Raw genomic sequence first — 23,926 nt, 5'->3', positions numbered from 1 at the left:
CGCTTGTCGGCTCATCCGGTGATCCCATCGATCGCGGGAGCGTGAGGGGTTGGATACATCGCGTTAACATGCACCGTTTCGGCGGGAAACACGAAGCGGTCAGGCTGCGAGGGCAACGAGTCGGTACGACCTCGGAGGAGGGGCACGCGTGTTGCTGACCCCGCATGAGCAGGAGCGGTTGATGGTTTCCTATGCGGCTGACCTCGCGCAGCGGCGTAGAGCCAGAGGGCTTCGGCTCAATTACCCCGAGGCGACTGCGGTGTTGGCGTCGTTTCTGCTTGAAGGGGCTCGGGACGGGCGGTCTGTAGCGGACCTTCAGGAGGCGGGGCGGCATGTGTTGGGGCGCGATGACGTGATGGAGGGGGTCCCGGAGATGGTGGGTGAGGTGCAGGTCGAGGCCACCTTTCCGGATGGGACCAAGCTGGTGACCGTGCATCGGCCGATCCCGTGAAGCCGCGGAGGTCGCTCGCGGCGGTGGTGCCCGGGGAGATCTTGTTGGGTGGGGAGGAGATCCCGCTCAATCCCGGGCGGGTGGTGTTGACGCTGGCCGTGGTGAACGTGGGGGACCGGCCCGTGCAGGTGGGGTCGCACTTGCATTTTCCGGCGGCCAACGATGCGTTGGAGTTCGATCGGGCGGCGGCCTGGGGGCATCGGCTGCATGTGCCGGCGGGGACCGCGGTGCGGTTCGAGCCGGGGGTGGGCCGCGAGGTGGAGTTGGTGCCGCTGGCGGGCGCGCGGGTGGTGCCGGGGCTTCGGGTCGGGCGCGGGGGCGATCTGGACCGGGAGGACGCGCGATGACCACCATCGATCGGCATCGGTATGCGTTGCTCTACGGGCCGACCACCGGGGATCGGATCAGGCTCGCCGACACCGAGCTCCTGGTGGAGGTGACCGAGGATCTGACCCGCCCGCACGGGGCCGCCGGGGACGAGGCGATCTTCGGTGGGGGCAAGGTGATTCGGGAATCGATGGGGCAGTCGATGCGGACGCGCGCCGAGGGGACTCCCGACACGGTGATCACCGGGGCGGTGATCCTGGATCACTGGGGCGTCGTCAAGGCGGACATCGGCATCCGGGACGGGCGGATCTGCGGCATCGGCAAGGCCGGCAACCCGGACACCATGGACGGCGTGCATCCGGACCTGGTGATCGGGCCGTCGACCGAGATCATCGCGGGCAATGGGCGGATCCTGACGGCGGGTGCCGTGGATTGCCATGTGCACCTGATCTCCCCGACGCAGTTCCCCGAGGCGCTGTCCGCCGGCGTGACCACGATGGTCGCCGGCGGTACCGGGCCCGCCGAGGGCAGCAAGGCGACCACCGTCACGCCCGGTGCGTGGCACCTGGCCCGGATGTTGGAGTCGCTGGACGAGGTACCGATCAACTTCGTGCTCCTGGGCAAGGGCAACACCGTGTCCGAGGAGGCCATGTGGGAGCAGATCCGGGCGGGCGCCGGCGGGCTCAAGCTGCACGAGGACTGGGGCTCGACACCGGCCGTGATCGACGCCGCGCTGCGCGTGGCGGACGCGGCCGGCATCCAGGTCGCGCTGCACAGCGACACGCTCAACGAGACCGGCTTCGTCGAGGGCACGTTGGCCGCGATCGGCGGCCGCACCATCCACGCGTACCACACCGAGGGCGCCGGCGGCGGACACGCGCCGGACATCATCACCGTGGCCGGCCTGCCCAACATCCTGCCCTCGTCCACCAATCCGACCCGGCCGCACACCGTCAACACGGTCGAGGAACACCTCGACATGCTGATGGTCTGCCACCACCTGAATCCGGCCGTCGCCGAGGATCTCGCCTTCGCCGAATCCCGGATCCGGCCCTCGACCATCGCCGCCGAGGACGTGCTGCACGACCTCGGCGCCATCTCGATGATCGGCTCGGACAGCCAGGCGATGGGCCGGGTCGGCGAGACCGTGCTGCGCACATGGCAGACCGCGCACGTGAACAAGGTCCGACGCGGTTCGCTGCCCGGGGACGGGGCCGCGGACAACCTGCGGGCCCGGCGGTATGTGGCCAAGTACACGATCTGCCCGGCGGTCGCGCACGGCCTGGACGAGGAGGTCGGCTCGGTCGCCGTCGGCAAGGTCGCCGACCTGGTGCTGTGGGATCCGAAGTTCTTCGGCGTCCGGCCGCATCTGGTGGTCAAGGGCGGGACCATCGCGTGGGCCGCGATGGGAGACGCGAACGCGTCCATCCCGACTCCGCAACCGGTGCTGCCCAGGCCGATGTTCGGTGCGGCGGCACGGACCGCCGCGGCCGGCTCGGTGCATTTCGTGGCTCCGGCGGCGCTGGAGGACGGGCTCGCGGGACGGCTGAACATCGACCGCCGACTCGTGCCGACCGGAGACGTGCGGGGAAGGGGCAAGTCGGCCATGCCGCTCAATGACGCCATGCCGCACATCGAGGTGGATCCCGAGACGTTCTCGGTCCGCGTCGACGGCGAGAAGGTGGTCGCGGCGCCGGCCGGAACCTTGCCGATGGCGCAACGTTATTTCCTGTTCTGATTGCGCATGAAAGCTTCTTGACGGAGGGTCAGTGCAAGCTGACTCACCGTCAGGATGTAGAACTGTGACTGCGGTGACCGGCCAGGACCGACATCGACACGTTACGACCAGTAAGAGGTGGTACTCATGGGTGCTGGACTTCTCCTCCTCGGGGACTCCCGGCTGCCTGCCGGCGGCTACGCGCACTCGGGCGGGCTGGAGAACGCCGTCCTGCGGGGCGAGGTGCACGACCTCGACACACTCACCGAATTCCTGCTCGGCAAGCTCTATGGCACCGGCGCGGTCCAGGCGGCCTTCGCCGCCGTCGCCGCGCTGACCGCGGGCCCGTACACGATGCCCGAGGTGGCCCCCTGGGCCGAACTCGACGCCGAACTCGACGCGCGGACCGCCGCCGCGCCCGCCCGGGCCGCCTCGCGCGCGCAGGGCAGGTCGCTGCGCCGGGTGGCCAAGGCGGCCTGGCCCACCGAACCGTGGGCCGCACTGGGCGTATCCCCGCACCACGCGATCGTGCTCGGCGCCGCGGCCACCCGCGCCCGGCTCGACGAGCGCGAGGCGGCCGTACTCGCCGCCACCAACGTGGTCAACGGGCCCGCCTCGGCGGCGGTCAAGCTGCTTTCCTTCGACCCGATCTCGGTCACCGTGGTGCTCGCCGAGATGGCCGGGCACTGCGATCAGGTCGCCGAGGAGGCCGCCGACGCGGCGCGCACCGTGTTCGCCGACGGCGACTGGGAACGGTTGCCGTGCTGGTCCTCGGTCGGCCTCGACGTGTGCGCCGAACTGCACGTCCACGAGGAGGTCGTCCACTTTGCATCTTGACCACACCCCCGGCAACGGCGGTACCCACACGCACACCCCGCCGGCGCCCGCCGTGCCCGGTTCGCGACCCCTGCGCATCGGCATCGGCGGGCCGGTGGGATCCGGCAAGACGGCGCTGGTCGCCGCGCTGTGCCGGGTCCTCGCCGACCGCTTCTCGCTCGCCGTGGTCACCAACGACATCTACACCACCGAGGATGCCGATTTCCTGCGCGCCGCCGGGGTGTTGGCGGCCGACCGAATCGCCGCCGTGCAGACCGGATGTTGCCCGCACACCGCCGTGCGCGACGACATCAGCGGAAATCTGGACGCGGTCGAGGACTTGGCGGCCGCGCACCCGGACCTGGATCTGGTGATCATCGAATCCGGTGGCGACAACCTCACCATGACCTTCAGCCGGGGACTGGCCGACGTACAGATGTTCGTCATCGACGTGTCCGGCGGCGACAAGGTCCCGCGCAAGGGCGGCCCCGGGGTGACCCGTTCCGACCTGCTCGTGATCAACAAGACCGACATCGCCCCGCAGATCGGCGCCGACCTGGCGGTGATGGACCGCGACGCGGCCCGGATGCGCCCGGGCACCCCGGTGGCCTTCCTGTCGCTGCGCGAGAGTCCGGGTGCGGATGTGGTCACCGCGTGGGTGCTCGACCAGATCACCGCGTGGCAGGCCGGTACGGCGGTCCCCGTCGCGGCGCCGACCCCCCTCTCGTCGACCGCGGGATCGGCCGCCGGGTGAAAGCGACCGCCGTGATCCGCGCGGAAGTTCGGCACGGCCGCACGGTGCTCGCCGAGTTGCGGGGGCAGGTGCCGCTGTTGCCGCGCGAGGTGTCCGTGTCCGGAGACACCGCCGAAGTGGTCTTCGTGGGCGGCGCGGCGGGACCGATCGGCGGCGACGACCTGGCGCTGCGCGTGGAGGTGGGGGCCGGCGCGCGACTGCGGGTGCGCACCGCGGCCGCGGCGGTGATCCTGCTCGGCGACGGCACCCCGGCCCGGCAGCGGGTGGACCTGGTGATCGGCGCCGGCGGCCTGCTGGAGTGGCTGCCGGAGCCGGTGGTGGTGGCCGCGCGGGCGACCTTCCATACCCGCATGCGGGCCGAACCGGCGCCGGACGCCCACCTGTTCGCCCAGGAGACGCTGGTCCTGGGGCGCGCCGGCGAGCCGAGCGGCGACGTGCTCTCGCGCTGGGACGTCCTGGTGGGCGGGCGTCCGGTGCTGCGCCAGCAGAGCGCCTACGGGCCCGCCGCGCACCCGGGCTGGCGCGGTCCGGCCGGCACCGCGGGCGGGACCGTGGTGGCCTCTCGGCTGACGCTGCCCGCACCACCCGACCGGCTGCCGAGCGCCCCCGGGCGCGCGGTGTGCGACCTCGCCGGCGGCGGCCGCCTGGTGACCGTGACGGCGCGCGACGTGATGACCGCGCGGCGGGCCCTGGAGGCGGCGCCGATTCCGGCGGATCAGGTTTCCAGGGCGACCAGTTCGGAGCCGGCGGTGCCCATCAACAGCACGCCGCCGCTGCCCGCGGGAGCCGCGGTCAGGTAGGTCGGCAGTGCGTGCGTCCAGCGCCGCCGGCCCGACGCCGCGTCGAAGGCATGCAGTTCGTCGGCACCGCCGGCGTAGGCGGTGCCGTTCACCAGGGCCACCGGACTGGGCACACTGGCGCCGGTGCGCTGCCGCCAACGCTCCACACCGCTGTGCGCGTCCAGCGCGTACAGCGTGCCGACGTCGGTGGTGTAGACGATGTCCTCCGCCACCACCGGGGCGGTCAGGTCCGGGGTACCGCGGAAGCGCCACACGATGTCGCCGTTGGCGGGGTCGAGCGCGACCAGGGTGAACCCGGTCACCACATACACCAGACCACGGATCACATGCGGCGGGCGGGTGATCGGCGAGGCGAGGTGGATCGTCCACCGGGGTTCCTTGCGTTCGGGGGCGATCGCGCTCACCGTGCCGTCGTTGTAGGTCAGGTACACCACATCGCCGGCGCTGTGTTCGAACACCGCCGGCATCACCCCGCCGCGCGCCGGCGGCTGGGACCACTCCCACCGGTGCGCGCCCTGCGCCATGTCGAAGCCGAGCACCCGGTCGTCCCGGGTGCCGACCACCAGGGACGAGCCGAGCACCACCGGCGCGCCGAGGATCTGATCGCCGGCGTACTGCTGCCACGTGCGTTCGCCGCCGGCCGGGTCGAGCGCGCAGAGTTGCCCGGCCACGCAGGCCACGTACACCGCGGTCCCGGAGACCACCGGCTCGGACCACACCATCGATTCGGTGCGCGCGGTCCACAACGCGACGCCGGTCTCGGTGCCCAGCGCCATGACCACGTTCTCCGTGGTCGTGCAGTACGCGACGTTGTCGAAGACCTGAAGGGTGGTCACCCGACCCTCCACCGCACGCCGCCATCGGACCTTGGGCTCGGTCCCGCCGTGCTCGCCGAACCGGGCGAAGGCGACGCCGGCCGAGGTCACCGTCGCCGCGGTCAGCGCGAACCCGCCCGCGATCAGCAGCCGGCGTCGGGTCAGTCCGCGCCCGGTCGGCGCATCCTCGGCGCGGGCCGCCTGCGGCATGTCGGCGGTCTCCTCGACGGGGGCGGCGGGCGGCACCAGTACCACCGGCCGCGGGGTCAACACCCGGTCGACGTCCACCGCGGTCGGGCGCTGCCCGGGATCGGGATCGAGGCAGCGCCGGAGCAACGGGCTCAACTCGGCGGAGGGCGAGCCGCCGCCGGCGAGGGTGATCAGTGTGCCGAACGCGTACACGTCCTCCGAGGGGTCGCCGCCGTCGTCCGCGTCGGTGCGGCCGGCGAAACCGGTCACCCGAGGTCCGTACGGGGTGATCAACACCTGGTCCGGACCCAGCCGGCCGTGCACGAGTCCGATCGCGTGCACCCGGGCCAAGGCGTCCGCGATTCCCGCCGCGACCTCGCGCAGCGGCCCCTCCGCAAGCGGGCCGTCGTGGTCGAGCACCTCACCGAGCGTCCGCACCCCGGGCATCGCCCACGCCCTTCCGGGACCTGTCGACGTGCTTGCTGGAGAGCAGAGTAGGACCTGGGCGGCGGCACGGATAGATCCCGGAAATACGATCCGGAAACGGTTCCGCGGCGCGATGCGGGAGGGGTGTCCGGGGCGCCCGGGACGGCGTCGACGGTCCTCGGGCACGGCCTCGGGACCGGGCCGAACCCGGCGACGGGATCCGGATGAAGAGCAGGCGGCGGGATCCGGGCAAAGAAGACGGGATCCGGGCAAAGAAAAGGAGGCGCCCGGCCAAAGGCGCCTCCTTCGCGAACCGCACAGCGTTTCGCGAGCAGGACGATCATAACCCGGCCGCGACCGAGGCCCGGCCACGGCCGTCGGCGTCCGCCGGCTCGACCGGGCGCTCAGTACCGGGCCGAGGCGAGCGCGTCCTCCCACACCCGATGCCAGTGTGCGACCGCCGACTCGCCCATGCCCGCGACCATGCTCGGCAGGCCCGCGTCGAAGCCGCGCTGACAGGACTCGGCGCCGGGGAAGTCCTCGGTCACCAGCACTCGCTTGTTGGTCTCGTGGTTGGCCCGGGCCATGGCGATGCCGCTCTCGCTCAGCGGCTCCCAGGTGCCCTCGGTCATGTGCACGACCGAGCGGTTCGGCCGGTCGCCCGGGTAGATCCGCAACATCGTGGTGCTCAGCGGGCTCTCGATCAGCACGGTGGACGGCAGCACGGTCTGTACGTTGACCATCGGCAGCCGCGCGGGCCAGGACTCCTCCGGCACATCGGCGAGCTGCTCGAAACCCACGATCGGGACGGCGAATCGGGTGTGCGGCCCCCACGTGTCGACGATGCCGTGGTTGAGCACGATGCCGTTGATCGTCGCGGTGTGCAGGAACGGCACGTGGTACGCCTCGACGTTGATGTCGACCGAGAGCTTCCAGTTGCAGGCCAGGTCGAACCGCTCGCTGACCACCGCGCGAGTGCGCTGGTACGGGAAGCCCGCGTAGGCGTCCTCGAGCTCGTCCAGTGCGCCGGCGACCTCGACGTCCGGGCGCAAGCCGACCACGACCAGTCCGGCGGACAGCGCGACCGGCAGCGGACGCAGGCCGAACTTCGCCGGGTCGATGCCGGGGAACTGCGGACGCGAGGGCAGCCCGGTCAGTTCGCCGTCGTTGCCGAAGGTCCAACCGTGGTAGCCGCAGCGAAAACGTTGCGCGCTGCCGCAGCCGGTGCCGGTCAGGCCCTCCGTCTCCGGGACGTCCCGGCTGACCCGCATGCCGCGGTGGGTACACGCGTCCAGGAACGCGTGCAGTTCGCCGTCCCGGTCCCGGGTCACCAGAACCGGTACGCCGTCCACGTCGCGCGCGATGAAGTCGCCCGGCTCGGCCACCTCGCCGGCCCACCCGATCACCTGTGGGGTGCGGCGGAACAGCACCTCGCGCTCTCGGGCGTGCCGGCTGGGGTCGGTGAAGCACGAGCCGTCCAGGACGGCGGGCGCCGCGCCCAGGTCGAGCGTGCGATTGGCGATGTGCTCGATGATGCGTCGCCCGGTGGCGACCACGTCCTGGTGCTTCAAGGGAGTGACTCCGATGTCTGGGAGATGTCCGGGATGGGCAGATTCAGTACTCCGACCGCATCTCTGTTACACCGTTACATTGTTGGCGGGGGTCGATACCCCGTCAATGACCCGCAGGCGGATGTGGTCTCATCAGTGGGCAATCGCACGTGGAGGTCAGCACCATGCCCGGCCGGGTCGAGAACGTTGGCTATGACATCGCGGGCATGACCCTGTCGGGTCTGCTCGCCCGCCCCGAACCCGGCGTGCGGCCGCGCGGACTGCTGCTCGCCGTCCACGGCGGCGGCTCGCGCGCGGCCTACTGGCACCGCGACAACGCGGCCGAGGGCTCGCTGCTCGTACTGGGCGCGGAGCTCGGCTGGACGGTCCTGGCGATCGACCGACCCGGCTACGGCGCGTCCGCGGGCCTGGCTCGGGAGCGGCAGGGGCTGGACGCACAGGTGGACGTGTTGTTCGCCCTGCTCGACGAACTCGGCCGGGCGCCGGTCGGCGCCGGGCCGAACGGGTCGGATCCGCTGCCGGTGTTCCTCGCGGCGCACTCGATGGGCGCGCTCGTCGCGCTGCGGATGGCGGCCGACAAGCGCGGCCGGGACCTGCTCGGGCTCGCGGTCGGCGGCGCGCCGCTGCGGTACACCCCCGAGCGGCTGGCCGAGTTCGCCGCGGTCCCCACCGACGGCGCGTTCGTGCCGTCGGCGGGCGGCAGTACGCCGGACACCTTCTTCGGGCCGCCCGGGTCCTACGACCCGGCGCTGCTCACCCGGGCCGGGCGGGTGGCGGCCGCGGTGCCGATGGCCGAGTTCGTCGACGTGCGGGAGAGCCCGTACACGCTGCCCGGTGTGCTGGCGCGGGTGGTGTCACCCGTGCACTGGACCGTGGCCGAGTTCGAGCGGTCCCAGCCGGCGGGTCCCGAAGTGCCGGCTGAGGCACGCGAGTTGCTCGTCGGCGCGCGGTGGGTGGAGACCCATACCCAACGCGGCGTCGGGCACAACATCAGCCTGCACCACGCCGCACGCGCCTATCACCTGCGGGTGCTGGCCTTCGCCGAGGAATGCCTGCTCGTCGGAGCCGCCGACACCGGCCCCGACGGGGGCGGCGGCTGACGGCCGGTGGCCCCCGGTGACCGGTGTTCGGGCGCGCGGAAGTCGGGCGCTCGATGTTCGGGCGCGTGGTGTGCGGGCGCCCGGTGCTCGACTGCGGCGGTGTGCGGGCGCCCGATCTCCCGTCACGCGCCGCCGGTTGCCCGGAGTCGGTCACGGGGGGTGGGACACACGGTGTCCGGCAGGGTGAACCACACCACCTTGCCGGGCGGGAGGCGGTCCGCTCCCCACGCGTGCGCCAGACCCTCGATCATCCGCAGACCCCGACCGGACTCCTCGTCCCACGCGCCGACCCGGGCGACCGGCATGCGCGGCGACGAGTCGCGCACCTCCACCCGCAGTACGTCGCCGTCGTGCAGCAGGGTCAGTGCGTGCCAGGCCCCCGGCCCGACGTGGACGAGAACATTGGTCAGCAGTTCGGTCAGGAGTACCTCCGCGACGTCGACCAACTCGGCCAGGCCCCAGTCGTGCAGGACCTTGCCGGTGGTGCGGCGGACCCGCCCGACCCCCAGGGTCGAGGCGGCGAGCTGAACGCAATAGTGACGGACGTCCTCCGCCATCACCGGCATGTCGACCTCCGGACGTGCGGCAGGGGGTCGCACGATCCGAGGCATGCACCCAGAGCGACCCGCGAACAACAGTAAGTCATGGCCGACTTGGAGCGTGCCCGGCCGTGAATGAGTGTGCAACTCCCACTCTTGGATCGACGGGAAGTTTCCGGTAGTAACCACACTTCCACTCGCAGTAGGGCACACTGTCCCCCGATCGGACGCGCCGACGTTCCGGTTCGGTGCGAAAACAGCGTGTAAGTGGAGGTGCGGCGTGGCCATGGCGCCCAATCCGACCGTTCGGCAGCGCAGGCTCGGGACCGAGCTGCGCCGGTTGCGCGAAGCGCGCGGCCTGAGCCTCGAAGATGTCGCCGTGCGCCTGGAGTGCTCGGATTCCAAGGTCAGTCGGATCGAATTGGGCCGCAGCGGTGTGCGACCGGTGGACCTGCGGATTCTGCTGGATCTGTACCGGGTCGAGGACGAGCAGGAGCGTGATTCGCTGCTCACCCTGGCGCGCGAGGCCAAGAAGCGCGGCTGGTGGCACAGCTATTCGTCGATCCTGCCCAGCTCCTACGCCGAACTGCTCAGCCTGGAGGCCGAGGCGTCGGGCATGCGCGGATTCGAACTCTCGCTCATCCCGGGCCTGTTGCAGACGCCGGACTACGTCCGGGCGGTGATCGCCGCGGTCCGCGAGGACATGTCCGCCGAGCAGGTGGACATGCTGGTCCGGGTCCGGCAGGAGCGGCAGGCGGTGCTGGACCGGGTCGGGCCGCACGGCGAGGCGACATTTCGGCTCACCGTGGTGATCTCGGAGTCCGTGCTGCGCACCGTGGTGGGCGGCCGGGAGACGATGCGGGCCCAGTTGGAGCATCTGATGGCCGCCGCGGCCCGACCGCACGTGCGCCTGCAGATCCTCCCGTTCTCGGCGGGCGCGCATCCCGCGATCGAGGGTTCATTCGCGATCATCGGATTCCCCGCGCTTTCCGATCTGGATGTGGTCGTACTCGACACGCATACGAGTAGCCTCTATCTGGAGGAGCCCGAACACGTCAGTGTCTATGAGCGTTTGTTTGAGGACATCCGCGCTTCGGCGCTGTCGTACGGTGAATCCTTGTCCGTGATCGAGCTCGCAGCAAAGGAATTGTCTTGAGCAACAAAAACCCGGGTTCACATTTCCGGTTCGATTCCCCGAGTATCACCGAAGATTCCCAACAAGACCTCAAAGTTGCAGGTCAGAGCGCTTTTGCCGGCCACGCTTGGCGGCGGAGCACATACAGTGGCGCCACCAGCAATTGCGTCGAGACGGCCCCCGTCGCGAGCGCGGTCCTGGTGCGCGACTCGAAAGTTGCCGCCGGTCCGGTGCTCCACCTGGAAGCCGGTGCGTGGCAGATCTTTATCGGTGGGATCGGCGCCTGAGTCGCGTCCGTTCCGATACCGAACGGTTGATTGTTCGCGCTCCTCACTCCCAAGGGTGGGAAGTAATCCCACGAAAGAGTGAATTCTCCCGATGATCGTCCCGGGTTCCCGTGCCCCGGGGCGCTCCCAATGCGCAACTCTCCGTCGCCGTCCCCTTACTTCACTCCGTGCGCTGCTGCGGCCCGCTCCGGCAGCGCATCGGGGTGGAAGAGTGGTGGGGTGCAAATCTCGGTGCTTGGCCCGCTCCAGGCGTGGGACGACGACGGTCGATTGGTGACGATCGGCGGCGCGCGACTGCGTGCGCTGCTGATCCGGCTTGTCCTGGACCCCGGCAGGCCGGTCTCCGCGGACCGGCTGATCGCGGCCGTGTGGGGCGACGACCCACCCGCGGGGGCGGGCAACGCGTTGCAGTCGTTGATCTCCCGGCTGCGCCGGCAGCTGCCCGTCGAACTCGACTCGGGACCGGCCGGCTATGTGCTCCGGATCCGGCCCGAGGATGTGGACGCGCACATGTTCGGCACGCTCGCGGTCCGCGGTCGCCGGCAACTGGGCGAGCGCGACCCGGCGGGCGCCGCCGAGACCCTGGGCCGTGCGCTCGCCCTGTGGCGGGGGTCGGCGCTGGCCGACGCCGCCGATGCCCCGTTCGCGATCGGTCCGGCCGCCCGACTGGTCGAGCAGCGGCTCGGGGCGATCGAGGACCGGGCCCAGGCCCAGTTGGCGCTGGGCCACAGCCGGGGCCTGGCCGCCGAGCTGGAACAGCTGACTCGGGAGTACCCGCTGCGCGAGCGGCTGTACGGACTGCTGATCCGCACGCTGCATGAAGAGGGTCGCCGGGCCGATGCGCTGACGCTGTATCAGGACCTGCGCGAGCGGCTCGCGGACGAATTGGGCATCGACCCCTCGCCGGACCTGGAGGCCGCCTACCTCGCGGTGCTGCGTGGCGGTGAGCCGCGCCCGGCGGCCCCGGCCCCCGCCCCGGCCGCGCCGTCCGTCGACCGGATCTCGGACGCCCCCCGCCCGGCGCCGGGCAATGTGCCCGCGCGGCTGACCACCTTCGTCGGGCGCGAGGACGAGGTGGTCCGGGTCGACCGGCTGCTCGCCGAGTCGCGCCTGGTCACCGTGGTGGGCCCGGGCGGTGCGGGCAAGACCCGACTGAGCACCGAGGCCGGCGCCCGGATCGCGGCTCGCGGCCGGGGTGTGGACGGCGGCGTCTGGTTTGTCGAACTCGCCCCCGTGCTGGATCCGTTGGACGTCCCGCAGGCGGTGCTGACGGCGCTCGGGCGACGTGAGGTCGGGTTGCTCGACACGCACGTGCACGGCTCCGGTCGCGATGTGGTCGAGCGGATCGTCGAACTGCTCGCCGGTCGGCCCAGCGTGCTGATCCTGGACAACTGCGAGCACCTGATCGCCGCCGCCGCAGCCATCGCCGGCCGGCTGCTCGCCCGCACGCCCACCCTGCGCATCCTGACCACGAGCCGCGAACCGCTGGGGATCGACGGCGAGATGTTGTGCCCGCTGGGCCCGCTCGCCCTGCCGCCGGTGGACGTCGACGCGGCCGAGGGCATGGCCTACGCGTCGGTGCGGCTGTTCGCCGACCGGGCCCGCGCGGTACGTCCGGGCCTGGTGATCGACGCCGACACCATCGGCGCGGTCGCCGAGATCTGCCGACGCCTGGACGGACAACCGCTCGCCATCGAACTCGCCGCCGCCCGCACCCGCTCGCTCACCCCCACCCAGATCGCCGGCCGGCTGGACGACCGATTCCGGCTGCTGACCGGCGGGAGCCGGACCGCGCTGCCCCGGCACCAGACGCTGCGCGCGGTCGTGGAATGGAGCTGGGACCTGCTGGAAAAGCGCGAGCGGGTCGCGCTGCGCCGACTGTCGGTGTTCGCCGGCGGCACCACGCTCGAAGCCGCCGAGGCGGTGCTGCCGGGCACGGACTTCGCCGCGGCCGACGTGCTGGACCTGCTCGCCGGTCTGGTGGACAAGTCGCTGGTGGACGTGATGGGCACCACCGAGACCCGTTACCGGCTGCTGGAGACCATCCAGGCGTACGCGAGCGAGCGCCTGGTGGACGCGGGCGAAACGGAGGCGACCGCGGCCCGGCACGCACAGTGGTTCACCCACTACGCGGAGGAGGCCGACGCCCGACTGCGCGGGCCCGGACAGATCGAGGCGATCAACCGAATCGCCGCCGAGCACGACAACCTGGCGGTGGTACTGCGCTACGCCGTGGACCACACCGACGCGGAGCTGGCGGTTCGGCTGATCGACGCGCTGTCCTGGTTCTGGGCGATGCGCGGCAACCACGGCGAGGCGCACGCGTGGGGCCACGAGGGGCTCGCGGTGCCCGGGCCCGCGCCGCGGGACAAGCTCGCCGGTGCGCTCGCCTTTCACGCGCTGCACGCCTTCTCGGCCGGTGAACGATGGGAGGCGGTCCGCTCCTACGCCCGGGCCCGGCTGATCATCCGGCGACTGGGCGCGGATGTGACGCCGGTGCTGCCGGTGTTCATCGAGATGCTGGCTGCGGTGGTGCGCCAGGACAACAGTTCGCTGAGCGAGGCGCTGATCGCGGCCGACGCACTCGGCGACGAGTGGACCCAGGCGATGGCCCGGCTGATGCGTGGGCACTTCGCGGTCAATCTCGGTCACCCGGAGGAAGCGGTCAGCTTCCTGACCGACGCCCGGGACCGCTTCGGCGCCATGGGCGACCGCTGGGGGCGCGCGTCCGCGATCTCGGGTCTGGCCGAACTGCTGATGTTCACGTCCGACTTCGAGGGTGCGTTGGCCGCCGTGAACGAGGCGCTGGAGCTGTTGCGCGAGCTCCAGGCGGAGGACGAGATCCCGCAGCTCATGGTCCGTCGGGGGATGATCCACGCGCGGGCCGGCGACCTCGACCTCGCGCGGCAGGTGATGCTGGATCTCAGCGAGCGCGTCGAGGTGCGCGCGACACCGTTGTCGTACCTGTTCGGCGAACTCGGATTGGGCGAACTGGCACGCTACGTGGGCGATTTCGAGGAGGCCGAACGCCGCTACGAGAACGCCTTCGCGGAGTTGCCGAACACGCGGCTGTTGCCCCCGCAACTGATCGGAAGCCTGCACATCGGCCGCGGGCACGTCGCGTGTGGCCGCGATGACCCGGGGACGGCCCGGTTCCATTTCGAGGCCGCGGTCCCGTACGCGTTGGAGGGCCAGGACATGCCCGTGCTCGGCTCGTGTATCGAGGGGTTCGCCGCGCTGGCCCTGGCCGGCGGTGATCTCGAACGCGCGGCGCTGCTGCTCGGCGCGGCGCAGGTGGTGCGCGGTCACCCCGATCTGAGCGACATCGACGCGGACCGGGTTCGCCGTGCACTCGAAGCGCGCATGGGGGCCGAGGAATTCGCCCGGGCCAAGGCGGTCGGCTCGGTGCTGGACACGGCCGAGGCGGTCGCGCTGATCCACCCGGAGACGCCGGCGGCCCCGACACCGTGAGGGTGTCGGGGCCGGCAGGGTGCCGCGCGACCCGGTGCGCACCGGCGTCAGACGCGGCGGTTGTACTGCCGCAGCGTCAGCGGGATGAACACCACCATCAGGGCGAACGCCCAGATCACCGCGACGGTCGCGTGATGGGCCACCGGTCCGCCGGTGAGCAGTCCGCGCGAGGCGTTGGTCACCGCGGTGATCGGGTTGACCTTGACCCACGCCTGCAGCCAACCCGGCATCGTCGAGGTCTTGGCGAACAGGTTCGAGCCGAAGGTCAGCGGAAACATCATCAGGAACGAGACGCCCTGCACGCTGCGCGGTTGCTTCATGGTCACCCCGAGCAGCGCCACGACCCAGCAGAAGGCGAAGGCGAACAACATGACCAGGCCCACCGCGGCGGCCACCGCGAACACGTTGGTCTGGAACCGGAAGCCGATGATCGTGCCGAACACGAACACCGACGCGACGGCCACGAGGAAGCGCAACACGTCGCCGAGCACGGTGCCCGTCAGCGGTGCGATCCGCGAGATCGGCAGGCTGCGGAAGCGGTCGAACACACCCGTGGACATGTCGGTGCACAGTCCGACCCCGGTGCCCACCGAAGCGAACACCACGGTCTGCACCAGGACACCCGGCAGAACGAACTGCAGATAGTCGTGCGTGCTGCCCTCGATCGCGCCGCCGAAGAGGTACACGAACATCACCAGGAACAGGATCGGCTGCAGGGTCAGGTCGATCAGCTGTTCGCTCTGCTTCTTCAACTTCACCAGGCTGCGCCAGGTGAGGGTGAGGGTGTGCCGCACCATCGCGCTCGCATCGCTTTTGCGCGGTACGTGGGCGGTCCCCTCGGGCTTGTGCGTCGAGGTGTCCTCGGTGGGACGGATGGTGGTGGTCATCGGGAGGCTCCTAGGACGAGGGCCAGGTGGGAAATGGTCAGCAGGAGGACGGCGAGCAGTGGCAGCACCCGGGTGCCGTACAGATCCGGGAGGGCGTTCATGCCGCTTTTCCCTTGTCGGCCGATCCGTCGTCGTGTTCGGTCGAGTCCTGGCTGCGGTGCCCGGTGACGGTCATGAACACCTCGTCCAGGCTGGGCAGCCGCAGCGCGAACTCGGTGGCCCGGATGCCCGCCTCGTCGAGCCGGCGCACCACCACCGGCAACAGGTCCTCGTCGGAGACCGCCACGGTGACCTGACCGCGCTCGCTCTCCTGGACCGGCTCCCGACCGGTGAGTTCGCGCAGCAACGCGACCACGTCGGCCATCCGGGTCGGATCGGCCGGGCGGATCTCCAGGCTCTGACCGCCGACCTGCGCCTTGAGCTGGTCCGAGGTGCCGCTTGCGATCACCCGGCCGTGGTCGATCACCACGATGTCGCTCGCGAGTTGATCGGCCTCGTCCAGGTATTGCGTGGTCAGCAGCACGGTCACCCCCTCGTCGCGGACCAGTTCGCGCAACATCTGCCACACGTCGCCCCGACTGCGCGGGTCCAGGCCGGTGGTCGGCTCGTCCAGATAGAGGAACGCGGGGCGACCGACCAGCGAGGCGGCCAGGTCGAGCCGACGGCGCATACCGCCCGAATAGGTGTCCGGGGTCCGGCCGCCGGCCTCGGTCAGGTCGAAGCGGGCGAGCAACTCGCGAGCCCGTGCTTTCGCCTCGCCGCGGGACAGGTCCAACAACCGGCCGAGCAGGAGCAGGTTCTCGAAACCGGTCATCTCCTCGTCCACCGACGCGTACTGTCCGGTCAACCCGATCAGCCCGCGCACGTCGTGCGCCTGCCGGATCGTGTCGAACCCGCCGACCCGGGCGATGCCCGCGTCCGGCTTGATCAGCGTGGCCAGCACCCGGACCATGGTGGTCTTGCCCGCGCCGTTGGGGCCCAGCAGGCCCAGCACGGTGCCGGTTTCGGCCCGTAGGTCGACCCCGGCCAACGCGGTGGTGGTGCCGTACCGCTTGACCAGGCCCTCGGTCTCGATCGCGTAAGTCATCCGGTCGCTCCCCGTTGGGTGTTCGTCGTCGGTGTGCGACGTGTGTTCGTCGTCCGTTGCACACCAGCTTCGACCCGCCCGCTGATATCGCGCGCACACGCGGCCGGCACCGCCGGCACCGAACTGACACGGTGCCGCAACCGGCCCGGGCTCAAGCAGCGGTAATGTCCTGGCCCTGAGGGTCCTTCGGGGAGAACGAGGGAAGACCATCGGGAGCCGCCACACGCTCGCGATAACTTCGGAGTGGGGCCGTTCACCGGGCACATCGACGGTCGGCGGACGTGGTGTCGGGCGACCGACAAGGGGCACACGCGACAGTGGGGGAGGCAGAGCGTTGGCGGCAGCCGTTCCGATTTCGCAGGCACCGGGCTCGGGAGTGCCCGCACGGGGCACGGGCCGTTCGAACGGGATGTTTCGACCCCGGAACATGTCCGTACGCCGACTCGTTCGGGTCGGCGGCACCACCCCCGGCCTGATGCTCACCACCGGCGTGGCGCTGGTGTTGATCAGTCTGCTGGCGGGACTGCTCGCGGTGCTCGCGGTGGGCGAGCGTGCGGACGCGGCCAAGGCGGTGGCCACCGGCAGTGAACCGCTCGGCGTCAAGACCCAGGAGATCTACCGGGCCCTCGCCGACGCCGACGCGACCGCCGCGGCCGGGCTGCTCGAAGGCGGCGTCGAGTCGGCGGACGTGCGACAGCGCTACCAGCAGGCGATCGAGACCGCGTCGCGCACGCTGGTCCAGGCGGCGTCCGCGGGCGCCTCCGGCAAGGTGGCCGAACAACTCACCGTGATCGGCGTGCAACTGCCCGAATACGCCCGGCTGGTCGAGCGCGCCCGCGCCGAGACCCGGCAGGGCAACACGGTCGGCGCCGCCTACCTGCGCTCCGCCTCCAAGAACGTGATGCGCGCCAAGATCCTGCCCGCCGCGACCGCGCTGCACGAGATGGCCGAGAAGCGCCTGAGCGGCGACCACCGCGACGCCACCTCGACCCCGTGGGTGCCGCTGAGCCTGCTCCTGATCAGTGCGGCGTCCTTCGGCGGCGCCCTGTGGTTCTTCGCGCGGCGCACGCACCGCCGGGTCAACATCGGCCTGGCCGTGGCCGGCCTGGCCACGCTGGTGTCCATCGGCTGGTTGTGGGTGGGCACCGAATCCTCGCGCACCGACCTCGACCGCAGCCGCAGCGACGGCTGGGGGCCGGTGGAGACGCTCGCCCAGGCCCGCTTCCTGACCCTGCAGGCACACGGCGACGAGAGCCTGACCCTGGTCATGCGCGGCAGCGACAACGGTCAGTACCAGAACGACTTCAACGACGTGTGGGGCCGGCTGGTCGGCGTTCCGGCCCGCGACGGACACCCCGCGGTGGTCGGCATGCTGGCCCGGGCCGAGCAGGTCACCTCCTCGGACCCGACCACGCTGGCCAAGGTCAGGGCCGCGCAGGCCGCCGCCCGCGACTGGGAGAAGGCCCACAAGGATGTCGTCGATCTCTACGGGGACGGCAAGTTCGAGCAGGCCGTCGCCCTGGTGACCAAGGCCGACGGCGCCTCGCGGGTGGCCTTCACCCGGATCGACGAGGCATTGCACGCCGCGGTCGCCGAGGATCAGAAGGACTTCGAGGATTCGGTGCGTGCCGGTCGACAGGGGCTCGACAACCTCGACATCGGCCTGGGCGTCCTGGCGCTGATCGCCGCCGCCGCGACCGTGGACGGCGTCCGTCGTGAGGTCGGGAGGTACAACCGGCCATGACCATCCGCATCGTGTTGCCCGCGGCGGTGTGCGCCCTCGCCCTGACCGTCGCCGGCTGCGGCGCGGGAGCGGACGAGCGGAGCACCCGGCAAGCGGCCGGAGTCGCAGCCGCTCCGCAGGCCACCCCCGGCCCCGATTCGTCCTGCCCGAACGTCACCGCGAGCCTGCGCCCGAGCGGCGCCCTGCCCGCGCCGACCGCGTTGCCCGCCGGCAGCACCATGGACACGCTCCGCAAACGCGGGTTCCTGATCGCCGGCATCGACCAGAGCAGCTTCCCGTTCGGCTTCGTGGACCCGCAGACCAACGTGCTCCGCGGCTTCGACATCGACCTGCTGCGCGAGGTGGCCAAGGCGATCTTCGGCGACGCCGGCCCCACCCGGATCCAGTTCCGGGTGGTGCGCAACGAGGACCGCGCGATCGCGGTCGCGCGCGGCGACGTGGACATCATCGCGGAGACCATGACGATCAACTGTCAGCGCCGGCAGAGCGTGGAGTTCTCCTCGGTCTACTTCACGGCCGGCCAGCGGTTGCTGGTGCAAAAGGACGGCGTCGCCGACCGTGCCGACTATGCCGGGGGCCTGCCGGCGCTGCCACGCGACATGCGGGTGTGCTCGGTGCCCGGTTCCACCTCGATCGGCCTGCTGCGCGCCGAGGCACCGCAGACGAAGGTGGTCGAGAGCGACACGTGGGCGGGCTGCCTGGTGCTGCTCCAACAGGGCCAGGCGGACGCGATCACCACCGACGACACGATCCTGGCGGGCCTGCAGGCGCAGGACCACATCTTCACCATCGTGGTCGGGCGCAACCTCACGCTGGAGCCGTACGGCATGGCGATCGCCAAGGACCGTACCGACTTCGTCCGGTTCGTCAACGCGGTGCTGGAGCGGCTGCGCCAGAACGGCCGGTGGAAGGAGCTGTACAAGGAGTATCTGGGCACCTCCTTGTCGGCCGAAGTGCCCGAACCGCCCGCGGCCCAATACCGGGACAGCGCGTGAACCGAGCCCCGCGCATGCTCGGGCGCGACGAAATCGACGAACTGACGGCTCGTCACGAAAACGAGTACGACGGCATCACCGCCGGTTTGATGGAGTTGGAGAACCATCCGGGCCGGCAACTCCTGGAAGGCGGCTCGCTGACCGGGCGCACCGCCGAGCAGTGGGAGAGCGGCCGTCGGGCGATCTCCCTGCTGTGGGGACACCGCGAGGCGTACGGCGCGGTCCTGGATCGGGTGCGCACGCTGCGCGGACGGCGGGGCAAGCCCCAGCGGGCCGAACTGGAGGAGCTGTCCTTCCTGTTGCTCGGGCAGTCCGCCGAGCTGGCCGCGCGCGACGTGCCGATCGGCCGGCGTGGGCTGACCGATCCGGCGATGCACGTGCACCGGATGAGCCTGGCCGAGCTGGTCGCGGACATGGCACCGGCGTGGAGCGAGGCGACCGCGCTCGTCGAGGCCGCCGACGCGGTGTGGACGCGCCTGGTGCCCACGCTGGACCGGGTGGACGCGGGCATCACCGCCGCCGAGGCCCGGATCGCCGAACTCGGCGGCCCGGACGCGGTGCCCGAGCAGGCCGCCGCGCTGGACCGGATCCGCCGCCGGCTGGAGACGGCCCGTACCCTGGTCGCGGGCGATCCGCTCGCACTGACCGCCGGGGACGAGCGCCGGATCGGCACCGTGGACGTTCCCGCCGTCGAGGCGGAGTTGAGCAAGGTCACCGACGCGGTGCGGCACCTGCTCATCGTCCGAGGCCGCTTCGACGAGCGCATCCGCCGACTCGTGGCCGCGCTGGACGAGTTGACCTACCAGGAGGGCGACACCATCCGACGGCGCGCACACGTCCTGGGTCGGATCAGCGACAAGCGGGTGCCCGAGGTGCCGCTCCGGGCGGCCACGCTGCGGGAACGATCGGGCGCGGTCACCGTGCTCGGCGGCGAGGGCGACTGGGTACGCGTCTCGCGCGAGCTGAGCACTCTGGAAAACGACGTCCAGGGCGCCCGGGATCGACTGGCGGCCACGCGCGCACACATCGAGGCGCCGCTCGCCCGGCGCGACGAACTGCGCGGCCTGGTGCAGTCCTACCGGGCGATGGCCGCCCGCGGCGGACACGGCGAGGAAGCCGTGTTGGAGTCGCTGTACAGCCACGCCAAGGAGTTGTTGTGGCGAGCACCGTGTGAACTCGAGGTGGCGGCACGGGTGGTGACCCGCTATCAGGAGGCGGTGATCGCCGTGCACCGCAAGGATCGTCCGGACGACAAGGGGGAACAGAGATGACCAAGTGCAATCGTCCGCCTTGCCCGGGCGAGATCGACGACGGGTACTGCACCGAATGCGGCCAGGAGCCGCTGGGCGCCGGCGCATCGGTGCCGGCCGCACGCGCTCCCGAGGCGCATCGCAGCGGCCGATCCGGCGTGTCCGGGACGGCGGGCACTGCGGGCTCCTCGTCCGCACGCAGCGCCTCCGGGCGCAGCTCGCGCCGCTCCGGCAGCACCGGCGGCACCAGCCGGCGACTCGGCGGCGGTCTGGTCGAGATGCCCAACGTGCCGCGCCGCAACCCGGAGACCGCGCTCGCCCGCAACCCGGTGATTCCCGAGGAGAAGCGCTTCTGCCGCAAGTGCGACCAGCCGGTCGGCCGCGGCCGCGGCGGCCGACCCGGTGTGGCGAACGGATTCTGCCCGCGCGACCGTACGCCGTTCTCGTTCGCGCCCAAGCTCCAGCGCGACGACGTGGTCGGCCAGTACCGGATCATCGGCTGCCTCGCCCGCGGCGGCTTCGGCTGGGTCTACCTCGCGCAGGACACCGCCGCGCACAACATGTGGGTCGTGCTCAAGGGCCTGCTGGGCAGCGACGACGCCGACTCGCGCGCCGCGGCCCTGGCCGAACAGCGCATCCTCACCCAGATCCAGCACGCCAACATCGTGCACATCCAGACCGTCGTGCAGCACCCGGACCCGCTCACCGGCCAGGACGAGACCTACCTGGTGATGGAGTACGTCGGCGGCCTGTCGCTGATGGACCGGCTCAAGTCGATGCGCGAGAGCGACCCCAAGGCCGTGCTGCCCGTCGAGCAGGTGCTGGCCTACGCCATCGACATCCTGCCCGCGTTCGGTTACCTGCACCAACAGAACCTGGTCTACTGCGACTTCAAGCCGGACAACGTGATCCAGACCGAGGACCAGCTCAAGCTGATCGACCTCGGCGCGGTGACCGACCTGGCCCGGCCGGGCAAGTTCACCTACGGCACGGTCGGCTACCAGGCACCCGAGATCGAGACCGTGCGGGCCGAACCGTCCGTGGAATCGGACCTGTTCACGATCGGCCGCACGATGGCGGTGCTCAGCTTCTACTTCGCCGGATACACCCGCAAGTACAAGGCCGCTCTGCCGCCCGCGTCCGAGGTGCCGCTGTTCACCGAATTCGAGTCGTACCACCGGCTGTTGCTGCGTGCCACGCACCCCGACCCGGACCAGCGCTTCGCCTCCGCGGCGGACATGGCCGAACAGTGCGTCGCGGTGCTGCGCGAGGTGGTGGCGATCCGCTCCGGCGAGCCGCGACCGGGCGTGTCCGGCCTGTTCGGCCCGGAGACCCGGGTCGTGCACGCCGAGGTGGCCGCTCGCAACACCGAACCCGGCCTGCTGGCGCCCGCGCCCGACCCGGCGGTGATCGCCGGCGCGCTGCCGGTACCCCGGGTGGACGCCGCCGACCCGGCCGCGAACCTGCTGGCCACCGTCGCCACCACCGACCCCGACGAACTGCTCTCCGCGCTCACCGCCGCGGGCATCTCCTCGCCGGAGGGCACACTGCGGCTGGTCCGGATGTGCATCGAACAGGGTGACGTGGTGCGCGCCCGGGCGTTCCTCGCCGACCTGGACGCCGACGATTGGCGGCTGCCCTGGTTCGAGGGTCTGGCCGCGCTCTCGGAGCACGACCTCACCCGCGCCCACGAGTGCTTCGACGGGGTGCGCGGCGCGCTGCCCGGCGAGCCCGCGCCGCGGATCGCACTGGGCGCGTGCCGCGAGTTGATGGGCCGCCACGACGAGGCCGCCGCCGAGTACCGCGGCGTCTGGGCCACCGACCGCGCCTACGTCGCGGCGGCCTTCGGGCTGGCCCGCTGCCAACTGGCCACCGGCGACCGGGCGGGCGCGGTACGCACCCTGGAGACCGTGCCGGACACCTCGGCCAACCACGTCGCGGCGCAGACCGCGGCGCTGCGCACGCGGATCAGCGGTCGCGGCGCGGGCGAGGCGTTGGGCCCCGACCTGACCGCGGCCTCGGATCGGCTCGGCGCGCTGCGTCTGGAGGGCGAGGCGCACGATCGGCTCGCCGTCGAACTGCTGGAGACGGCGCTGGAGTGGGTCAAGGCGGGCGCGAAGGGTGGGAATTCGGGCACCGGGGATGCGGGTGGAACCGCCAGGGTGCTCGGCAGCGAGTTGAAGGAAAAGCCTCTGCGGTTCGCCCTGGAAAAGTGTTACCGCGATCTGGCCCGGCACGTGACGACGCATGCGGAGCGCATCGCGCTCGTCGACCGGGCGAACGAGGTGCGACCGTGGACGTGGGTGTGATCAGAGTGGCTGGATATGGACGAGTGGACGCGACCGGGCCCGGGAGCGCCCCGGACGGGGGCGAGGCCGCCCCGCCCGAGCCGCCGCCGGCCGCCGGCGCGGCGTGTCCGTCGTGTGGAATCGCCGGTGACGCGGACGATCGGTACTGCGAGTCCTGTGGCTACGACTTGGACATCCCGGTGCCTCCGGTGGCCGAACGGCCGCCGCCGCGGCGGGTCGTGGCGCCCAGTGGGCATGGTCCGGTGTGTTCCGCGTGCGGCACCGCGACGATCGGCTCGGACGGGTGGTGCGACGCGTGCGGGCGGCCGTTCAACCCGCGCGATCACGTCGAGAGCGACCTGGGCCTGGTGGCGATGGTCAGCAACCGGGGGTTGCGGCACCGCCGCAACGAGGACTCCGCCGCGCTGCGGGTGTTGCGGATGCCGGACGGCAGCGATCACGTGGTCGCGGTGGTGTGCGACGGGGTGTCCTCCTCGCCGCGTCCCGACGAGGCGTCCGCGACCGCGGCCGAGACCGCGTGCGCGACGATGGCCGCCACCCTGATCGAGGGGTGTGCGCCGGCCAAGGCCACCAGCGCCGGGGTCGCCGCGGCCGCGAGTGCGGTGGCCCGGATGCCCGGTGCCGAGGACGCGGGCAACGCGCCCGCGTGCACGCTGGTCTCGGCGATCATGACGCCGGGTGAGATCACCGTGGGCTGGGTCGGCGACAGCCGCGCCTACTGGCTGGCCGATCCGGACAGCGGAGCGGACGATCCCGCGGACGGCGACGACACGCTGCCCGGTGCGAGCACGCTGCCTCGTGGGGCGGTCGGCGAGCCGTACGAGCCCGACGAGGAGGACTCGATCCGGCGCACCCCCTCCGCGCTGCTGACCGAGGACGATTCCTGGGCGACCCGGATGATCGCGCTCGGCGCGATGACCGAGGCCGAGGCGTACGCGGACCGGCGCGCGCACGCGATCGTGTCCTGGCTGGGCGCCGACGCGGGCGAGGTGCGGCCCAGGGTGACCAGCCTGCGGCCGTCCGGCCCCGGGGCTCTGCTGCTGTGCAGTGACGGACTGTGGAACTACCTCTCGGTCGCGCCGACACTGGCCGCGATGGTGTTGCCGGGTGCGCTCGACGAGCCGTTGGCCGCCGCGCGCCTGCTCACCGGCTTCGCGCTCGACCATGGCGGTGCGGACAACATCACCGTCGCGCTGATCCCGTTCAACCCGCCCGGGGACCCGGTGCGCGGACCCGACCACGACTGACCCGGAAAC

General features: G+C 71.5%; 20 protein-coding genes. 15 read left to right on the top strand and 5 right to left on the bottom strand.

From position 1 onward, the window contains the following. The first annotated feature begins 148 nt into the window (after positions 1–148). The 6 genes from A3IC_RS0138425 (at position 149) to A3IC_RS58970 (ending at position 4,865) form a co-directional block, all read left to right on the top strand. A complete protein-coding gene (locus A3IC_RS0138425; protein WP_020555392.1) occupies positions 149–451 on the top strand; it encodes an urease subunit gamma in 303 nt (100 codons plus the stop codon). Beyond that, positions 448–798 (top strand): urease subunit beta, encoded by a 351-nt coding sequence (locus tag A3IC_RS0138420; RefSeq protein ID WP_020555391.1) that lies wholly within the window; start codon positions 448–450, stop codon positions 796–798. Before A3IC_RS0138425 ends, A3IC_RS0138420 begins: the two co-directional genes overlap by 4 nt. Beyond that, entirely contained in the window at positions 795–2,516 is a 1,722-nt protein-coding gene (locus tag A3IC_RS0138415) for an urease subunit alpha (protein WP_020555390.1), read from the top strand. Before A3IC_RS0138420 ends, A3IC_RS0138415 begins: the two co-directional genes overlap by 4 nt. A gap of 126 nt (positions 2,517–2,642) precedes the next feature. Beyond that, complete coding sequence (locus A3IC_RS0138410) at positions 2,643–3,332, top strand: urease accessory protein UreF (RefSeq protein ID WP_020555389.1); 690 nt, start codon at positions 2,643–2,645, stop codon at positions 3,330–3,332. Further along, positions 3,322–4,065, top strand: coding sequence for an urease accessory protein UreG (gene ureG, locus A3IC_RS0138405; protein WP_020555388.1), 744 nt, complete (start codon positions 3,322–3,324; stop codon positions 4,063–4,065). The genes A3IC_RS0138410 and ureG overlap by 11 nt, the downstream gene beginning before the upstream one ends. Beyond that, positions 4,062–4,865, top strand: coding sequence for an urease accessory protein UreD (locus A3IC_RS58970; RefSeq protein WP_158696269.1), 804 nt, complete (start codon positions 4,062–4,064; stop codon positions 4,863–4,865). Before ureG ends, A3IC_RS58970 begins: the two co-directional genes overlap by 4 nt. Here the strand turns inward: A3IC_RS58970 and A3IC_RS0138395 are convergent. Then, the gene (locus A3IC_RS0138395) at positions 4,781–6,316 is read right to left on the bottom strand and encodes an outer membrane protein assembly factor BamB family protein (RefSeq protein ID WP_020555386.1); all 1,536 of its coding nucleotides are present in this window, start codon (positions 6,314–6,316) and stop codon (positions 4,781–4,783) included. The genes A3IC_RS58970 and A3IC_RS0138395 overlap by 85 nt on opposite strands. 383 nt (positions 6,317–6,699) lie before the next feature. After that, positions 6,700–7,866 (bottom strand): aromatic ring-hydroxylating oxygenase subunit alpha, encoded by a 1,167-nt coding sequence (locus A3IC_RS0138390; protein ID WP_020555385.1) that lies wholly within the window; start codon positions 7,864–7,866, stop codon positions 6,700–6,702. Between the two features lie 164 nt (positions 7,867–8,030). Between A3IC_RS0138390 and A3IC_RS0138385 the strand changes: the two genes are divergently transcribed. After that, entirely contained in the window at positions 8,031–8,966 is a 936-nt protein-coding gene (locus tag A3IC_RS0138385) for an alpha/beta fold hydrolase (RefSeq protein WP_063744941.1), read from the top strand. A gap of 122 nt (positions 8,967–9,088) precedes the next feature. Here the strand turns inward: A3IC_RS0138385 and A3IC_RS58965 are convergent, their stop codons facing one another. After that, the gene (locus tag A3IC_RS58965) at positions 9,089–9,532 is read right to left on the bottom strand and encodes an ATP-binding protein (RefSeq protein ID WP_020555383.1); all 444 of its coding nucleotides are present in this window, start codon (positions 9,530–9,532) and stop codon (positions 9,089–9,091) included. A gap of 259 nt (positions 9,533–9,791) precedes the next feature. Between A3IC_RS58965 and A3IC_RS0138375 the strand changes: the two genes are divergently transcribed. From A3IC_RS0138375 to A3IC_RS0138370, 3 genes are all read left to right on the top strand, one after another. Next, the gene (locus tag A3IC_RS0138375) at positions 9,792–10,661 is read left to right on the top strand and encodes a helix-turn-helix domain-containing protein (protein WP_040877796.1); all 870 of its coding nucleotides are present in this window, start codon (positions 9,792–9,794) and stop codon (positions 10,659–10,661) included. Then, positions 10,658–10,927, top strand: a complete 270-nt coding sequence (locus A3IC_RS65795; RefSeq protein WP_205354228.1) for a DUF397 domain-containing protein — start codon at positions 10,658–10,660, stop codon at positions 10,925–10,927. Before A3IC_RS0138375 ends, A3IC_RS65795 begins: the two co-directional genes overlap by 4 nt. 219 nt (positions 10,928–11,146) lie before the next feature. Next, on the top strand, positions 11,147–14,398 hold the full coding sequence (locus A3IC_RS0138370; RefSeq protein ID WP_020555381.1) for an AfsR/SARP family transcriptional regulator: 3,252 nt from the start codon (positions 11,147–11,149) through the stop codon (positions 14,396–14,398). 47 nt (positions 14,399–14,445) lie between these two features. On the opposite strand, the gene A3IC_RS0138365 is transcribed toward A3IC_RS0138370, so the two are convergent. Together A3IC_RS0138365 and A3IC_RS0138355 are read right to left on the bottom strand one after the other, a co-directional pair. Beyond that, complete coding sequence (locus tag A3IC_RS0138365) at positions 14,446–15,285, bottom strand: ABC transporter permease (protein ID WP_020555380.1); 840 nt, start codon at positions 15,283–15,285, stop codon at positions 14,446–14,448. A gap of 97 nt (positions 15,286–15,382) precedes the next feature. Beyond that, complete coding sequence (locus A3IC_RS0138355) at positions 15,383–16,372, bottom strand: daunorubicin resistance protein DrrA family ABC transporter ATP-binding protein (RefSeq protein ID WP_020555378.1); 990 nt, start codon at positions 16,370–16,372, stop codon at positions 15,383–15,385. 427 nt (positions 16,373–16,799) lie between these two features. Here A3IC_RS0138355 and A3IC_RS58960 point away from each other — a divergent pair, with 427 nt between their 5' ends. The 5 genes from A3IC_RS58960 to A3IC_RS58955 are packed head-to-tail and all read left to right on the top strand — an operon-like array spanning position 16,800 to position 23,917. Beyond that, positions 16,800–18,116, top strand: coding sequence for a hypothetical protein (locus A3IC_RS58960; RefSeq protein ID WP_020555376.1), 1,317 nt, complete (start codon positions 16,800–16,802; stop codon positions 18,114–18,116). Next, a complete protein-coding gene (locus A3IC_RS0138340; protein WP_020555375.1) occupies positions 18,113–19,111 on the top strand; it encodes a glutamate ABC transporter substrate-binding protein in 999 nt (332 codons plus the stop codon). The genes A3IC_RS58960 and A3IC_RS0138340 overlap by 4 nt, the downstream gene beginning before the upstream one ends. Next, entirely contained in the window at positions 19,108–20,382 is a 1,275-nt protein-coding gene (locus A3IC_RS0138335) for a hypothetical protein (RefSeq protein WP_158696268.1), read from the top strand. Before A3IC_RS0138340 ends, A3IC_RS0138335 begins: the two co-directional genes overlap by 4 nt. Then, entirely contained in the window at positions 20,379–22,670 is a 2,292-nt protein-coding gene (locus A3IC_RS0138330) for a serine/threonine-protein kinase (RefSeq protein ID WP_020555373.1), read from the top strand. The genes A3IC_RS0138335 and A3IC_RS0138330 overlap by 4 nt, the downstream gene beginning before the upstream one ends. Next, the gene (locus A3IC_RS58955) at positions 22,661–23,917 is read left to right on the top strand and encodes a PP2C family protein-serine/threonine phosphatase (RefSeq protein WP_245599780.1); all 1,257 of its coding nucleotides are present in this window, start codon (positions 22,661–22,663) and stop codon (positions 23,915–23,917) included. Before A3IC_RS0138330 ends, A3IC_RS58955 begins: the two co-directional genes overlap by 10 nt. Positions 23,918–23,926: the final 9 nt, after the last annotated feature.

Origin of the sequence: Embleya scabrispora DSM 41855 (assembly GCF_000372745.1) — a bacterium.
GTDB classification, from domain to species: domain Bacteria; phylum Actinomycetota; class Actinomycetes; order Streptomycetales; family Streptomycetaceae; genus Embleya; species Embleya scabrispora.
Note: the sequence above shows the minus strand (reverse complement) of the source record. Positions and strands in the feature narration are given on the sequence as shown.

Excerpts from the sequence above, each read along its gene's own strand:
- A3IC_RS0138415 (WP_020555390.1), top strand. The coding sequence starts at position 795 with ATGACCACCATCGATCGGCATCGGTATGCGTTGCTCTACGGGCCGACC.
- A3IC_RS0138410 (WP_020555389.1), top strand. The coding sequence starts at position 2,643 with ATGGGTGCTGGACTTCTCCTCCTCGGGGACTCCCGGCTGCCTGCCGGC.
- A3IC_RS0138395 (WP_020555386.1), bottom strand. The coding sequence starts at position 6,316 with ATGCCCGGGGTGCGGACGCTCGGTGAGGTGCTCGACCACGACGGCCCG.
- A3IC_RS0138385 (WP_063744941.1), top strand. The coding sequence starts at position 8,031 with ATGCCCGGCCGGGTCGAGAACGTTGGCTATGACATCGCGGGCATGACC.
- A3IC_RS58965 (WP_020555383.1), bottom strand. The coding sequence starts at position 9,532 with ATGCCGGTGATGGCGGAGGACGTCCGTCACTATTGCGTTCAGCTCGCC.
- A3IC_RS0138375 (WP_040877796.1), top strand. The coding sequence starts at position 9,792 with ATGGCGCCCAATCCGACCGTTCGGCAGCGCAGGCTCGGGACCGAGCTG.
- A3IC_RS0138365 (WP_020555380.1), bottom strand. The coding sequence starts at position 15,285 with ATGACCACCACCATCCGTCCCACCGAGGACACCTCGACGCACAAGCCC.
- A3IC_RS0138355 (WP_020555378.1), bottom strand. The coding sequence starts at position 16,372 with ATGACTTACGCGATCGAGACCGAGGGCCTGGTCAAGCGGTACGGCACC.
- A3IC_RS58960 (WP_020555376.1), top strand. The coding sequence starts at position 16,800 with ATGTCCGTACGCCGACTCGTTCGGGTCGGCGGCACCACCCCCGGCCTG.
- A3IC_RS0138340 (WP_020555375.1), top strand. The coding sequence starts at position 18,113 with ATGACCATCCGCATCGTGTTGCCCGCGGCGGTGTGCGCCCTCGCCCTG.
- A3IC_RS0138330 (WP_020555373.1), top strand. The coding sequence starts at position 20,379 with ATGACCAAGTGCAATCGTCCGCCTTGCCCGGGCGAGATCGACGACGGG.